Here is a 14,642-nt window from a genome sequence, read left to right on the forward strand (position 1 = left end):
CCCTTCTGAATCCCTGGCATACTTGCCGAACCGCTCCAGCATCATGGTAGGCCAGACGTGTGGACGGCCGCGCTGGGGCGCTAGCGAGGAAGCAGGGTCTATGGCATCGGGAGTTGAGCCGGCTTCGGGTCGCAGACCAGGTCGCGGACTCCTTCTCGTGCTCACCGCGACTGCCATCTCCGCAGCCAGCAGTTTCGTGGTTCTGCTCGTGGTCGCTCCGGCGCTCGGGCCAGCCGGTTACGCATCTTTCTCGGTGTACTGGGCGGCGTTGTTCATGGCGGTGGGCATCCTCTTCGGCGTGCAGCAGGAGGCGACGCGTGCCGTGTCGGACGCTCGCCCGGCGACGTCGGAGAACATCAGGGGTGCGTCTGTGCTCCGGTTCGCGGGGGTGCTGAGCGCCGCGCTTCTCATACCCCTGCTGGCCGCCGGCCTCCTCTTGGCGGGTCCGCTGTTCGGTGCGGCGAACAGCGCGTGGGCCTACCCTCTCGCGATCGCCGTCGCCGCTTACGTCGGCGTTGCCGCGGTGAACGGGGTGCTCGCGGGAAGCGGGAGGTGGGGAGCGTTCGCGGCGATTCCCTTGATCGACGGAATCCTGCGTCTCATCCTGGTCGCCGGTGTGCTGTGGACGGGGGCCGATGGGACGGCGCTGGCGTGGGCGGTCGCGGTCCCGTTCCCCGTTTCGCTCCTGCTCGTCGGTACCGCGCGCTGGCGTTCATTGCGTGCTCACTCGGTCGTCGACGAGTCGTATCGCTCCCTCGGCATGAACGTCAGCCGCACGGTCATCGCCTCGACCGCGAATGCGGTCCTCGTGAACGGTTTCCCGGTCGTCCTCTCCATCGTCGCCGGCGACGACCGCGTCGCGCTCGGAATCGTCATCCTCGCGCTCACGCTGACCCGCGCGCCGATCCTTGTGCCCCTGACGGCGCTTCAGAGCATGCTCATCGCGCAATTCAGTGCGTCACCCCAGCGCGCCCGCCGCCTCATGCTGACCGTTCTTTGCGGCCTGGCAGTTCTCACACCACTCCTCGCCGCAGTCGCGGGCCTGTGGGGTCCTGACGCACTCGTCTGGCTGTTCGACGGCTTCGACGCCCCCGGAGCGCTCCTCGCGTGGCTGGTCGTGGCATCGGGATGTCTGGGGGTATTGACTGTCACAGGTGCTCGTGTGCTCGCCGCGGGCCGACATGGAGTGTTCGCTACCGGGTGGGTTCTGGCGTGCGCGCTCGCGATCGTCGCCGTCGCCATCACGCCCGGCGACGTCGGAACGCGCGCAGTCGTCGGCCTGATCGCGGGACCCCTCGTGGGAGCCGGCTACCACCTCGTCGTCGGCCGTCGGCGCTGATCAGCGCCGACGATGCACGGTGCGGTCGTAGACCAAGACCTCGGCGCGCCGAAGCAGGCTCAACCCCGCGCAGTGCGCCCGCTGACGTGCGCTCAACCGCGATTTCAGCATGCAGACCAGGGCGCGATCTTCTCGATACATCGCTGCGTCGGATGCTGTGCGCACGCTCTGCCGTTCGCGACGCAGCGCCGTCAGTCCGAAATACGCCCGCGCAGGGACGATCCCGTGATCGAGTGCCGCGGTGAAGGAGTGCGCGTGGGCACGAAGGATGTCGTGGAAATACGACGCAGATCGCAGCGAATGCGAGACGCTGTCACCGCGTTGCAGCCAGAAATACAGTCGATCACTGCAGGATGCCACGCGCCGTGCACGGAGGTACAGATCCATCGCGACACTGACGTCTTGGGCATAGCGTCCGGCAGGGAAGCGGATTCCGTCGAACATGGACGCGCGGTACAGCTTGCCCCAGTTCGCTTCGCTGAAGTAGCGAAGCTCATCGCGCCGTAACCGTCTGAGCGCAGAGCTGAACACCGTCTGGTAGCTTCGCGCCGCATCGTCGAACACCAGGACTTCGCCGGGCGGGTCGTCGGTGTGCGCAGCGAGCGACGCGGCGGCCGTGCTCGCACCGACGTTCCACCACCGGCAGCAGCTGATGTCGGCATCCGTTTCGACGAGGACGTCCAACAGCCGCTTCACGAAATGTGGGCTCATCAGGTCGTCGTTGTCGCAGAACGTGATGAAGGAGCCGCTGGCAACATCGAGGCCGGCATTCTGCGCCGCACCGATACCACCGTTGCGCTGGTGGATCACACGCAGGCGTGCGTCCGCCGCTCCGAGCTCGTCGCAGAGCTCACCCGATCCGTCGGTTGAGCCGTCGTCGACGAGAATCACTTCGAGATCCCGGTGCGTCTGAGCGAGGATCGACGCGACGCACGCTCTCAAGTGCGCAACCGCGTTGTAGACGGGAACGATCACGGACACCGCGCGCGCAGAACCGAGGTGGTCAGTGGACACCAGTGGATTGTATCCGCCAGGCTTTTCGACCTCATTCGGACGTGGCCGGGCCGCATCTGCCGGACGACTCGACGCGGGATAGACTCTGCCCTGGTCCACACGCGGACTGAGCTCGGATGCGAAGCCTCGCTTCCGATCCCGATGACTGGAGTCTCCCCTTCCCATGGCTGAACACGTTCTCATCACCGGCGGAGCAGGCTTCATCGGAACGCGTCTCGCGAAGCGGCTCGTCAGCGCCGGCCACACAGTGACGGTGCTGGATGCGCTCATTCCCCAGGTCCATGGTGCCGACCCGGCCGAGTCTTCTCCGCTCCTGAGATCGCTGGTCGGGGTCGCCGACGTCATCCATGGGAGCGTGACGAGCACCGACGATATCCGCCGCGCACTCGCACAGGCGACGGTCGTCGTTCACCTCGCCGCCGAGACGGGGACGGGCCAGTCGATGTACGAGATCGACCGTTACGTCGAGGCGAATGTCGGCGGCACCGCCAAGCTTCTGGACCTCCTCACCAACGAGCCCCACACCGTGCGGCGCTTGGTCGTAGCCTCCTCGCGCTCGATCTATGGCGAAGGCGCGTACGAGACACGCGACGGAAGTGTGGTCTACCCACCGCACCGCGCCGACGCGGACCTGGCAGAGGGAGACTTCCGTGTGCTGGGCGCTGACGGTGAGGAGCTCATCCTCATCCCCACGGACGAGGAGGCCAAGCTTCATCCGTCCTCCGTCTACGGCATCACGAAGCAGATGCAGGAATCTCTGATCATGACGGTCGCTCCCGTGATCGGGATCGAGCCGGTGTCGCTCAGGTACCAGAACGTGTACGGACCGGGGCAGTCTCTGAAGAACCCCTACACAGGAATCCTGTCGATCTTCTCCACGCTCATCCGGCAGGGCAAGTCGATCAACATCTTCGAAGACGGGCTCGAAAGCCGAGACTTCGTCTACATCGACGACGTCGTCGAGGCGACCTATCTCGCCGTGACGCATCCGGCTGCTGCGGGAGGGACATTCAACGTCGGGTCGGGCGTCGCGACGACGGTGAACGATGTCGTGGCAGCTCTGTTCTCGGCGTTCGGCACCGAGGTGCCGACGCGCATCTCGGGCAACTATCGACTGGGGGACATCCGCCACAACGTCGCCGACACCTCACGCCTACGGGACGTCCTCGGTTTCACCGCGGCGACGTCCTTCGACGACGGCGTGCGCCAGTTCGTCCGGTGGGTTCTCACGGAACCCGTCGAGGGCGACACGTACCAGCGCTCGCTAGATGAATTGGCCTCGCGGAATCTCCTCAAATGACCGTCCGCGTCGCACCCGGGCATGGCGGTCGTGACCGCAGCCGCTCCGCGCTGGAAGGGCCTCCGTGGATCTGCTGATCGTCGGCTCGGGCTTCTTCGGCCTCACGATCGCAGAGCGTGCCGCAGCATCCGGCCGCAAAGTCACCGTCATCGATCGTCGCCACCACATCGGCGGGAACGCCTACAGCGAGGACGAGCCCGAGACCGGGATCGAGGTGCACCGTTACGGTGCGCACCTCTTCCACACGTCGAATCCGACGGTGTGGGAGTACGTCAACCGCTTCACCACGTTCACCGACTATGTGCACCGCGTCTACACGAACCACAGGGGCGTGGTGTTCCCGTTGCCGATCAACCTCGGCACCATCAACCAATTCTTCCAAGCCGCGCATTCGCCGGACGAGGCGAAAGCCCTGATCCACGAACTCGCCGGCGAGATCGACGTCAAGGATGCCGCGAACCTCGAGGAGAAGGGGATCGCCCTGATCGGTCGTCCGCTGTACGAGGCGTTCATCCGCGACTACACCGCAAAGCAGTGGCAGACCGATCCGAAGGACCTGCCCGCCGAGATCATCAGCCGCCTCCCGGTGCGCTACACCTACGACAATCGCTACTTCAACGACATGTGGGAGGGCCTTCCCACCGACGGCTACACCGCGTGGATCGAGCGCATGGCGGACCACCCGAACATCGAGGTCACACTCGGCGTCGACTTCTTCGACGAGTCGCAGCCTCTGCACAAGAAGGCCACCGTCGGCCAGCTCCCGATCGTCTACACCGGGCCCGTCGATCGCTACTTCGATTACACGGAGGGTGCGCTCAGCTGGCGCACGATCGACCTGGAGCAGGAAGTGCTCCCGGTCGGCGACTTCCAGGGCACGAGCGTCATGAACTACGCGGACGCCGACGTCCCCTACACGCGCATCCACGAGTTCCGGCACTTCCACCCGGAGCGCGCCGACCGCTACCCGACAGACAAGACCGTGATCATGCGGGAGTTCTCGCGCTTCGCCACACGCGACGACGAGCCCTACTACCCGGTGAACACGCCGGATGACCGAGCCGGCCTGCTCGCCTACCGCGAGCTGGCGAAGGGGGAGCAGGACGTCTTCTTCGGAGGACGCCTCGGCACGTACCAGTACCTCGACATGCACATGGCGATCGGTGCCGCGCTGTCGATGTGGCACAACCAGCTCGCCTGATGGGTGGTGCGGGTCGGCGGGTCGCGGTGAGCACGGCGCTCATCGGACTGTCGCTGGCGATGGGAGGCTGCGCGACCGCCGGAGCATCCTCGGGGGCCACGCCGTCATCGGATGCAGCATCCCCCTCGCGCAGTTCGACATCTCCTCCAGCGCAAACGCCGTCGCCGTCGCTGTCGATCGTCGTGGTCGGGGACTCCAACTCCACGGGATTCAACGGCACGCTGGAGCGGGGCATGGCGGACGGCACGGCGTGGGCGGCTCTTCTGCCGGTACCCGAGGACACGACGGTCGGAGGCTGGGCGATGGACGGGGCCACCACGGCGGCGATGCTGCAAGGGATCGTCGCGGCGCCCGCCACGGACGCCGACGCCCTCGTGGTCATGGGTGGCACGAACGACCTCGGCCAGGGCGTCGCACCGGAGGCGGTCCTGCAGAACATCGAGCAGATCGTCGCCCAGGTGAACGCATCCTGTGTCGTCCTCAGCGCCATCGCGCCCTTCGATCCACTGGCGATGCAGGCGGTGGACCTCAACGCTTCGTTCGCAGATCTCGCGAATGCGCGCGGGTGGGTGTTCGTCGACCCGTGGTCTGCCGCTCGGCAGAGCGACGGGACCTGGCTGCCCGCACTGAGGACCGATGGTATACACACGTCACCCGAGGGGTACGCGCTTGCCGCCACTGCCATCGGCACAGCCCTTTCGGAGTGCTGACCGCGCCGCGGGGACACGGCGCGCACGCGAGCTCGGCGTCTCGAACGCCCGCGCCTAGACTCGATGCCGTGACCACCACCGCCGTCGGAGCCCCGGGTTCCCCTCGGCGTTACATCCACTCGCTGTGGCTGCTGTCGGCCCGCGATCTGCGCGTGCGATACGCCACGAGCGCGCTCGGCTACCTCTGGTCGGTGCTCGACCCGCTGGTGATGAGCCTCATCTACTGGTTCATCTTCACGCAGGTCTTCCAACGCACCGTGGGTGAAGTCCCCTACATCGTCTTCCTCATCACCGGACTCCTGCCGTGGGTCTGGTTCAACGCCGCGGTCACCGACTTCACGAGGGCGTTCAACAAAGACGCGAGGCTCGTGCGCTCCACGGCCATCCCGAGATCGATCTGGGTGCTGCGCATCGTGCTGAGCAAGGGCATCGAGTTCCTCTTCTCGCTGCCGGTGCTGGTCGCCTTCGCGATCTTCTCGGGCGCCACGGTCGGTTGGGGGTTGCTGTGGTTCCCGGTCGCGGTCGTGCTGCAGGTCGTGCTGCTGGTCGGTCTCGGGCTGCTCGTCGCTCCGCTCTGCGTCCTCTACGGTGATCTCGAGCGGACGACCCGGCTCATCCTGCGCGCGCTGTTCTACGCGTCGCCGATCATCTACGGGGTCGCAGATCTTCCCGGAGTATTCCCGCAGCTGGCGGCCTTCAATCCGCTTTCCGGCATATTCACGTTGATGCGCGTCGGGTTCTTCCCCGACCAGTGGGACACCTTCTCGATCCTCACGGGTGCCGTCATGTCGTTCGCTTTCCTCGGTCTCGGTCTGTTCGTCTTCGGGCGGCTCGAGCGCGCCGTGCTGAAGGAACTGTGATGCCCGACCACGCCATCAGCGTCGAGAACCTCGGGGTCCGATTCCGGCGCAACAGGCGCGGACGGCGCAGCATCAAAGACCTGTTCGCCGGGGCGTCGAGACGTTCACGGCCCAACCAGTTCTGGCCGCTGCGAGGCGTCACCTTCCACGTCACGCCGGGGGAGTCGATCGGCGTCGTGGGCCGAAACGGTCAGGGGAAATCGACCCTGCTGAAGCTGGTCGCGGGTGTGCTGCTGCCTGACGAGGGGCGGGTCGTCGTCCACGGCGGTGTCGCGCCCTTGATCGAGATCACCGGCGGGTTCGTCGGCGACCTGACCGTGCGCGAGAACGTCCGGCTGACATCGGGATTGCACGGGATGTCCCGCAGGGAGGTCGATCGACGCTTCGACGGGATCATCGACTTCGCCGAGCTCCACGATTTCGTGGACACGCCCTACAAGCACCTGTCGAACGGTATGAAGGTGCGTCTCGCCTTCTCCGTCGTCTCCCAGCTCGAAGAGCCGATCCTCCTCGTCGACGAGGTGCTCGCCGTGGGCGACAAGGCGTTCCGGGAGAAGTGCTACCGGCGCATCGACGAGCTCCTCGCAGAGGGCCGCACCCTGTTCTTCGTCTCACACAACGAGAAGGACCTCCGTCGCTTCTGCACTCGGGGCCTCTACCTCGACAAGGGCGGACTGGTGATGGATGCCCCGATCCGCGAGGTCCTGGATCGCTACAACGCCGACTACAACGCCGGTTGACCGGCGTCCGCCGTCCCCGCATGTTCCCGCGCGGGTATGGAGCATGCCGGTCCGCGGGTGCGCTTTCGGTGAGGTTAGGATCAGCCCAGAAGGTGCGGGGAGTTCTCTGCCGCGGAGGTGTGCGAAGACCGTGCGCATCACGCGATGATCTGCCGCACGTCAGAGGGGGAAGAATGCGTCACCGTTCGCGCGCTGTACTCACCATCGCCGCTGCCATGATCTTCGCGATGGTGGCGCCGGCTCCTGCCGGTGCGACAGCGGGGATGCCCGCGTCCGCTGCCGAGATGGCTCCGGCAGCCGCAACGCAGGCCGCCGAAGGGGCCGTGCCCGTATACCGCTTCTACAGCACGACGTTCCGTGGGCACTTCTACACGATCGACCCGACCGAGCGAGACAAGGTCGTCACCGAAATGGCTCGGGACTGGACCTACGAGGGTGCGCGCTTCTTCGCGTACACCTCGCAGGTCCCCGGGACGGTTCCGCTCTACCGGTTCTGGAGCGCGTCACTGCGCGGCCACTTCTATACGGCGGAGAAGTCCGAGCGCGACTTCGTGGTGGCGACGTGGCCGTCGACGTGGACGGAGGAAGGGGTCGCGTACTACGTCTACCCGGCGGGCTCACCGGTGGCGAACACGAACGCCGTCTATCGATTCTGGGGTCCCGGTGTGGCGCACCACTTCTATACCGCCAGCACGGCCGAGCGCGACGTCGTACGCTCACGCTGGCCGTCGGAGTGGTCCTACGAGTCGGAGCGTTTCCGGGTTCCGGCCGGGCCCGCGGCAACGCCGGCGGCGGCGCCGACGTCACCGCAGGACGGAGATGGTCGCTTCACGATCGCGACCTACCCCGACACGCAGCAGGAGGTGTGGGGCACACGATTCGCAGACCGGTCGACGTGGCTGGTGTCTCAGCGCTCGGTGCTGGATCTGCGGTTCGTCGCTCACACCGGAGACGTCGTCAACTGGGACACGGATGAACATGAGCAGTACGTCAATGCCAAGGCAGGGATGGCGCCGATCGCCGCTGCAGGCATCCCCTACCAGCTGAGCATCGGCAACCACGACACGATGGCGACCGGCGTGGGAGGGGGAGCACGCGACAGCAAGCGCACCCGCGAGTTCCAGCGGACGACGACCACCTTCAACCAGTTCTGGAAACCTTCGGACTACTCGGCGCTGGCCGGGACGTTCGAGGCGGGCAAAGTCGACAACACCTTCTCGACGTTCGCGGCGGAGGGCGCCGACTGGCTCGTGCTCAATCTCGAGCTCTGGCCACGGGCGACCGTCGTGGATTGGGCCGAATCGGTCATCGCCTCGCACCCCGATCACAACGTCGTCCTTCAGACGCACTCGTTCTTGGACGCGGCCGGCAACATCGACGGCGCAGGTCAGTCCCAGACCCGCTGGAGCTACGGCGACTCCTCCCCGCAGTACGTGTACGACCGCCTCGTCGGCCCGTACGCGAACGTCAAAGTGGTGATGAGCGGGCACACCGGCCAAGCCGTGTCGAAGGTCGTCACCACGGCGGCGGGCAACAACGTCGCCTACCTGCTGCAGGCCATCCACTCGAACACGGGGAACCCCGTTCGTCTGTCGCAGGTGGACGTTTCCGGTGGCACCATCAGCACGAACGTCTACTCGCCGGCGGATGGTGCGACGTGGGATGTCAACGTTCTGACAGGTCTGAACTTCATCCTGCCGTGATCACTCGGCCGTGGTCATCCCCAGCGGCGGCATCGGCTGCCACGAGGCATCCCGTGCGATCTTCCGACCGTCGCGGATGCCGCGGATCAGGTTGCTCGTGCCCCGGACCTTGCGCTCCACGAAGACCAGGCGGAGGATCTCCTTCGCGAACGTCAGGAACGAGCCCACGGCGAAGTAGACCGGCCGGTAGGTTCCCTGCGTCTTGAAGTAGTGCTGCATATGACCACGGTTGCGCATGATGTAGTACCGGTAGGCGTCGCTCGAGGCGTTGAAGTGCCGGATCCCCATGTCCCACTGGCGGATCTCGCGGGTGCGGCGCAGGACGAATTCGTCCACGATGACCGCGCGCGTCTTTCGTGAGGCGAGCCAGCCGTACACCGAGTCGTCCCAGTAGATGAAGAATCGGGGATCGGGCAGCCCGATCTGCTGCACGACGTCGCGGTGGATGAACATCCCCTCGAAGCATCCGCTGTTCATCGGCCGATAGCCGCGCTCGTCGAACGCGGCAGGAGCGAAGGGGATCGGGATGCCCAGCGGGATCGACAGACGATACTGCCAGTAGAACTCGCTGCCGTCGTAGTCGTAGCGGCGTCCCTGGATGCTCTTGTAGTGCGGCGCCCACCGGCCCATCCGGGCGAGACCGTCCGGGAGCACCTCGACGTCGTCGTCCATGAGCCACATCCAGGTCGACCCCAGATCGTAGGCCGTGCGCATACCCTCGCTGAAGCCTCCCGACCCTCCGGTGTTGGTGGGGAGCCGGCGATAGACGAGCTTCGTGCCGAGGGATGCGCGGTACGAATCGACGACGTCCGTGGTGTCGTCCGTGGAGGCGTTGTCGATCACGACGACGTGGCCGGGCTTCGGGTCCATGCGTGTGATGCTCTCGAGGAGTCCGCGGAGCAGATGCGACCGGTTGAAGGTCACGATCGCGATCGTGGCTGAGGCCGGGTCGAAGGTGCTGCTGGATGACATGGATGTTGTTTCTGCTGCGAGTGTCATGGGCGTGTGGATCCTATCGCGGCGAGGTGAGCGGACCCTCGATCGGCGGCGGCTCCGCCCCGGGGGCGATCGCGTCGATCCGGTCGCGCCAGGAGCGGGACTGGCCGGCACGCAGAGCGCACAGGACGAGCACCACCCAGCCGAAGCCGGTCAGGGTGAAGCTCTCGAAGAGGGAGTCCACCAGGAGCGCGACCAGGATGAGCGGCGTCCACGCGTAGACGATCGACCGGCGCTCGCTCGCGACCAGCCACGAGCGGACGAGGGCCACGCCGCAGAAGGCGAGGAGGAGCAGGAGCCCCACCCATCCGAGCTGCAGGAGGACGTCCATGTAGGCATTCAGGGCCGACGCGTGCCGCGCACCGAGGATGGAGTTGATCGTGTTGAAGGGGAACTCGTTCTGATCCCACGGGCCGAACCAGCCCCACCCCAGCACGGGCTTGAACCGCACGTACGACGACATCGTCGCCCAGAGAGTGGACCGGGTGGAGAAGTCGGACCCCGCGCCGATCCAGGCGATGATGCGCGAGCGCATGAGATAGCCCGCGACGACACCGACCACGACCACGACGCCGAGCGTCCACTGCAGAGCCCGGCGCTGCTCGGGACGCGTGCGACGGACCAGAGTGAGAGCGCCCGCGGCGATGACGACGGCGAGAGCGAGGACGAACACGGTCGGCGAGTCCGACATCGCCGCCAGAACACCACCGAGAACGACGGAGAAGATCGCCACCCCGGTGCGGACGGACTGCGTGCGGTACTCCACGAAGAAGGTGATGAGACCGATGACGGTGGCGAAACCGAGGAGATTGCGGGTGCCGAAGATCCCCTGGACCGGGCCGAACGCCGCGATGTTGCCCTGGATGCCGAGGAACGACAGCGGCGTGTCGATCAGCACCCCCGAGACGATCTCGAGGATCAGGGACAGCGACAGCAACCACCGCATGACGTCGCCCAACGCGCGCACGGTCTGCAGCGTGTCGCGCACGTGGGCGATGACGATCGCGATCAGTGCCAGACCCGAGAGCGTCACCCACCCGAGGAGGGTGCTCGGGCGATCCGATGTCCACGCCACGCTCACCAGCGCCCACAGGGCGAACGCCACGAGGGTCATGGGCACCAGGCGGATCAGGGAATACTCCCGCCGTCGCGCGAACAGCATCGCCGCGCCGATCACGCAGAGGGCGACGATGATCGTGATGTACGTCGTGCGCCCGGCCGTGCGCTGGATGAGCACCGCGCTGAACACCGCGCCCAGCGACGCGATCGTGAACGCGCGCGCGAGCTCGGCCGAGGCCAGGCCCTCGATCACCCAGCGACCGGACGCAGCGGCCGGCGCGGCCTCGCTCACGTCTCGCTCAGGGTCGGCTCGCCGCGCTCGATCGCCAGTCGCTGCTCGGCCGGACCGACGCCGACGTGCGGCGACTGCTTGATCTTGAAGGCGAACATCACGACGAACATCCAGCCCCAGAGCAGGAGCGGTCCCGACTCGGCGAACCCCTGCACGAGCAGCACGGTGACGAGGAGAGTCGGGAGGAGGCTGAGGTGCGAATACGGTCGGTCCGCCCGCAGGTCCCACCGCGGTCGGTCCACGGCGAAGAACCAGGCGCGCCAGAGGAACGCCAGATAGAGGCCGATCAGGATGAGCAGCCCGACGGCACCCAGCTGCAGGAAGACGTCGATCCACATGTTGTGCGCCTGCATCACCGTCTGACCGTGATCGACGATCCAGCCGTCGAACGCGGGATCGCCCGCCAGCCAGGGCGTCGCGAAGCCCCATCCGGTCAGGGGTCTTTCGGTCGCCCGCGCCAGGACGGCATCCCAGATGCGCTCCCGGCCGGTCAGGTCGGCGCTGCGCCCGAACACCGTGAAGATCGCGTCGCGCCACAGCCACAGGGCGATCCCGCCGCCGATGCCGACCGCGGCGTACGCCACGTAGAACTTGGTGCGCTGGCCCGGTCGCACCGCGCTGCGCATCAGCAGGACGGTGACGAGCACCACCGCCACGGCGGCTGCGGCGAGGTAGGTGGTCGCCGAGCTCGCCCGGACCAGAAAGTATGCCGCCAGCAGCATCCACCCGATGAGGAACCCGCGACGCTTCGCGCCGGCGGCGTACCGGACCGCGAAGACGATGATCGCGACGAGGGCGACAGCCCCCAGCAGGTTCGCATTCCCCCAGATCCCCTGAATGCGGCCGCCGTCGAACAGGTTGTCCCGCGACCAGTAGACGATCGGGTCCATCTTCTCGTCGGGGATCACGAACTCCGGAAGCAGGGGGCCCTGAACGAAGATCGACACGGCGAGTTCGAACGCCAGCGAGAGGGCCAGTGCCCACTTGAGCGCGGAGGCGATCGCGCTGACCAGCTCACGCCAGGTGAGGATGCTCGCCACGAAGAGTGCCTGGACGCTCGTGATGACCAGCAGAAGCCACGTGAGGACGGAAGTCTGCAGCCATGCCGACCACAGCATGGACGTTCCGGCCCACGCGACGTAGGCCACGACGAACCAGGGGAGCCGACGCCACTGCACCGGGGGACGCACCGTGAACCAGAGGATGACCGAGAGCACCCCGCCCGCGACCGTGAGCGCCGACGTCGGCAGATCTCCGATCGCGTTGATCAAGCCCACTCCGGCGACGGCGGTGAAGAGCACGAACGTGCACCAGCCCCGCAGCAGCAGGTGGCCGGTCTTCTCGCGCACGGGAGCCGCCGGCGGAGCCGCAACCGGATGCTTCGAATAGACGGCCATCGTGCACTCAGGGTACCCCGGACGCGCTCGTAGGCTGGTGGCATGCTGACGCCCATCTCGAACCGCCCGATTCCGAACGCATGGGGCTCGCGGACGCTCATCGCCGACCTGGAGGGGCGCGCCCCGAGTGGTGACCCCGAGGCGGAGGTGTGGTTCGGAGATCACCCCGGGTCGCCCGCGCGGGTGGAGGACGGTTCGGGACGCACACTGGACGCCGTGACCGCCGCCGAAGGCGCGCCTCTGCCCTACCTGTTGAAGCTTCTGGCCGCGGCTTCCACCCTCTCGATCCAGGTGCACCCCTCGAAGACGCAGGCCGAAGAAGGTTTCGCGCGAGAGGACGCTGCGGGCCTCGACCGGAACGCCGGGGCGCGCAATTACCGCGATGAGAACCACAAGCCCGAGCTGATCGTCGCGCTCAGCGATCGCTTCGAGGCGCTCGCGGGCCTGCGCGACCTCGCCGCGACGCAGCGTCTCGTGGCGGCGCTGGGCGATTCCGCGGGACCGCGGGCGCTCGCCGGACACCTCGGCGCAGGGGCGGATGCCGATGCCCTCGCCGACACGGTCGCGTGGGTGCTGTCGGGCGCACCCGAGGTCGCCGACATCATCGCCGCCGCGCGCTCCGCCCACTCGAGGGAGTTCGCCGGCGAGTTGGCGGTGGCGCGCCGGCTGTCGGACGCCTATCCCGGCGATCCCGGTGTGGTCGTCGCCCTGCTGATGAACCTCGTGGTGCTCCACCGAGGTGAGGCCCTCTTCGTGCGGGCCGGGGCGCTGCACGCCTACCTCTCGGGTCTCGGCGTCGAACTGATGGCGGCGAGCGACAATGTGCTGCGCGGGGGATTGACGCCGAAGCACATCGATGTGGACGAGCTGCGCCTCATCCTCGACGCGACGCCGGGACCCGCACCCGTGCTCGCGCCGGCAGTGATCGCGGAGGGCGTCGAAGCGTTCGCGCCCGTCGGCATCCCGGATTTCCTGCTGCTCCGCGTCACGATGCCGACGGGTGCTTCGGCTCCGTCCGCCGTCGCGCGGAGCGGTGCGGAGAAGGGCGGCGCCGCTTCGCCGGAAGACGCGACCGCGCGGCGGGTGACGATCACGGGCCCCGCGATCGTGCTCGTGACCGGCGGTGCGGTCACCGTGCGGGCTTCGGCATCCGGAACCACGGTGGATCTGACCCCGGGGGCAGCGGTCTTCGCGACGGCCGATGAAGGCGAACTCGTCTTCACCGGGAGCGGTGAGGCGTTCGTGGCGCAGCCGGGGGTCGCTGCAGGCTGACAAGGGGCCGCCGCCGCCCGCCAGGAGCCCGTCGCGAGGATCACGGTGGCCGTCGCCGGCTGATCACGGTCCCCAGCTTCTGCAGAGTGAATGACCCACCGTGCGCGAGCGCCGAGATCACGGGGCACTCGTTCGGGGCCGAAGCAGAACTGCAGAAGTTCGGGACGAGCAGCCCGTGCACCTGTCGACGCGGTGGCCGTCCGCAACCCACGTGCGACACGCCGATGGCGCGTCGTGAAGGTTCAAGCGCGGAGTGAGGCTTTAATATCTGCGACTTGACCGGAGCGAACTACACCTGTGTAATTATCCCTAAGCGCGAACCAGCGCGGGGGGTTATAGCAGGGTGGAGAACGATATGACGGGTTACCGTTCCGGCGTTCCCGATAATTGGTTCGTCGATCCGGTGCAGTTGGGTGTGCCGGGTGTACGTCGACCGGTCGAGGGTCTCGAAGACAATCCGCTCTCGTGGCAGACGGATGCGCTCTGCGCGCAGACCGATCCCGAGGCCTTCTTTCCGGAAAAAGGCGGTTCGACGCGCGACGCCAAGCGGGTGTGCACGACATGCGACGTCCGCGACCGATGCCTCGAATACGCGCTCCAGAACGACGAGCGTTTCGGCATCTGGGGCGGACTCAGCGAGCGCGAACGCCGCAAGCTGAAGCGACGCGCCAGCTGAGAGGAGAGCGGATGCCGCGGCGTCCGTTCTCCTCCGCGCGGCGCGTGCACCCCGCACGGCCGGGATGCGGCCTTTAGGCTGAC

At 67.0% G+C, this 14,642-nt stretch carries 13 protein-coding genes; 9 read left to right on the plus strand and 4 right to left on the minus strand.

Going from position 1 to position 14,642, the window contains the following annotated elements; genetic code table 11:
* Window positions 1-157: 157 nt before the first annotated feature.
* Window positions 158-1,339 (plus strand): hypothetical protein, encoded by a 1,182-nt coding sequence (locus ACFXOO_RS08395; RefSeq protein WP_394563322.1) that lies wholly within the window; start codon window positions 158-160, stop codon window positions 1,337-1,339.
* Here ACFXOO_RS08395 and ACFXOO_RS08400 read toward each other — a convergent pair whose 3' ends face one another.
* The gene (locus tag ACFXOO_RS08400) at window positions 1,340-2,353 is read right to left on the minus strand and encodes a glycosyltransferase family 2 protein (RefSeq protein WP_394563323.1); all 1,014 of its coding nucleotides are present in this window, start codon (window positions 2,351-2,353) and stop codon (window positions 1,340-1,342) included.
* Between the two features lie 163 nt (window positions 2,354-2,516).
* Here ACFXOO_RS08400 and ACFXOO_RS08405 point away from each other — a divergent pair, with 163 nt between their 5' ends.
* From ACFXOO_RS08405 to ACFXOO_RS08430, 6 genes are all read left to right on the plus strand, one after another.
* A complete protein-coding gene (locus ACFXOO_RS08405) occupies window positions 2,517-3,653 on the plus strand; it encodes an NAD-dependent epimerase/dehydratase family protein (protein WP_394563324.1) in 1,137 nt (378 codons plus the stop codon).
* 64 nt (window positions 3,654-3,717) lie between these two features.
* Complete coding sequence (glf, locus tag ACFXOO_RS08410; RefSeq protein WP_394563325.1) at window positions 3,718-4,854, plus strand: UDP-galactopyranose mutase; 1,137 nt, start codon at window positions 3,718-3,720, stop codon at window positions 4,852-4,854.
* Entirely contained in the window at window positions 4,833-5,564 is a 732-nt protein-coding gene (locus ACFXOO_RS08415) for an SGNH/GDSL hydrolase family protein (RefSeq protein ID WP_394563326.1), read from the plus strand. Before glf ends, ACFXOO_RS08415 begins: the two co-directional genes overlap by 22 nt.
* Window positions 5,565-5,632: 68 nt before the next feature.
* The gene (locus ACFXOO_RS08420) at window positions 5,633-6,424 is read left to right on the plus strand and encodes an ABC transporter permease (protein WP_378841009.1); all 792 of its coding nucleotides are present in this window, start codon (window positions 5,633-5,635) and stop codon (window positions 6,422-6,424) included.
* Complete coding sequence (locus ACFXOO_RS08425) at window positions 6,424-7,164, plus strand: ABC transporter ATP-binding protein (RefSeq protein ID WP_394563327.1); 741 nt, start codon at window positions 6,424-6,426, stop codon at window positions 7,162-7,164. The genes ACFXOO_RS08420 and ACFXOO_RS08425 overlap by 1 nt, the downstream gene beginning before the upstream one ends.
* A 173-nt stretch (window positions 7,165-7,337) precedes the next feature.
* Window positions 7,338-8,867: a metallophosphoesterase gene (locus ACFXOO_RS08430; RefSeq protein ID WP_394563328.1), complete on the plus strand. Its 1,530-nt coding sequence runs from the start codon at window positions 7,338-7,340 to the stop codon at window positions 8,865-8,867.
* On the opposite strand, the gene ACFXOO_RS08435 is transcribed toward ACFXOO_RS08430, so the two are convergent.
* Genes ACFXOO_RS08435 through ACFXOO_RS08445 form a run of 3 tightly spaced genes read right to left on the minus strand, consistent with a single transcriptional unit; the run spans window position 8,868 to window position 12,611 of the window.
* The gene (locus ACFXOO_RS08435; RefSeq protein ID WP_378841002.1) at window positions 8,868-9,839 is read right to left on the minus strand and encodes a glycosyltransferase; all 972 of its coding nucleotides are present in this window, start codon (window positions 9,837-9,839) and stop codon (window positions 8,868-8,870) included.
* Between the two features lie 40 nt (window positions 9,840-9,879).
* The gene (locus tag ACFXOO_RS08440) at window positions 9,880-11,214 is read right to left on the minus strand and encodes an O-antigen ligase family protein (RefSeq protein ID WP_394563329.1); all 1,335 of its coding nucleotides are present in this window, start codon (window positions 11,212-11,214) and stop codon (window positions 9,880-9,882) included.
* Entirely contained in the window at window positions 11,211-12,611 is a 1,401-nt protein-coding gene (locus ACFXOO_RS08445) for an O-antigen ligase family protein (RefSeq protein WP_378840997.1), read from the minus strand. Before ACFXOO_RS08445 ends, ACFXOO_RS08440 begins: the two co-directional genes overlap by 4 nt.
* A 42-nt stretch (window positions 12,612-12,653) precedes the next feature.
* On the opposite strand from ACFXOO_RS08445, the gene manA reads away from it, so the two are divergent.
* A complete protein-coding gene (manA, locus tag ACFXOO_RS08450; RefSeq protein WP_378840995.1) occupies window positions 12,654-13,883 on the plus strand; it encodes a mannose-6-phosphate isomerase, class I in 1,230 nt (409 codons plus the stop codon).
* 355 nt (window positions 13,884-14,238) lie between these two features.
* Window positions 14,239-14,559, plus strand: a complete 321-nt coding sequence (locus tag ACFXOO_RS08455) for a WhiB family transcriptional regulator (RefSeq protein ID WP_378840993.1) — start codon at window positions 14,239-14,241, stop codon at window positions 14,557-14,559.
* Window positions 14,560-14,642: the final 83 nt, after the last annotated feature.

The organism is Microbacterium sp. P03 (genome assembly GCF_043556235.1).
Lineage (GTDB): Bacteria > Actinomycetota > Actinomycetes > Actinomycetales > Microbacteriaceae > Microbacterium.

What these genes read in the sequence shown, in the direction of transcription:
- ACFXOO_RS08405 (WP_394563324.1), top strand. Translation starts at nt 2,517, where the DNA reads ATGGCTGAACACGTTCTCATCACCGGCGGAGCAGGCTTCATCGGAACG.
- ACFXOO_RS08425 (WP_394563327.1), top strand. Translation starts at nt 6,424, where the DNA reads ATGCCCGACCACGCCATCAGCGTCGAGAACCTCGGGGTCCGATTCCGG.
- ACFXOO_RS08430 (WP_394563328.1), top strand. Translation starts at nt 7,338, where the DNA reads ATGCGTCACCGTTCGCGCGCTGTACTCACCATCGCCGCTGCCATGATC.
- ACFXOO_RS08435 (WP_378841002.1), bottom strand. Translation starts at nt 9,839, where the DNA reads ATGTCATCCAGCAGCACCTTCGACCCGGCCTCAGCCACGATCGCGATC.
- ACFXOO_RS08445 (WP_378840997.1), bottom strand. Translation starts at nt 12,611, where the DNA reads ATGGCCGTCTATTCGAAGCATCCGGTTGCGGCTCCGCCGGCGGCTCCC.
- manA (WP_378840995.1), top strand. Translation starts at nt 12,654, where the DNA reads ATGCTGACGCCCATCTCGAACCGCCCGATTCCGAACGCATGGGGCTCG.
- ACFXOO_RS08455 (WP_378840993.1), top strand. Translation starts at nt 14,239, where the DNA reads ATGACGGGTTACCGTTCCGGCGTTCCCGATAATTGGTTCGTCGATCCG.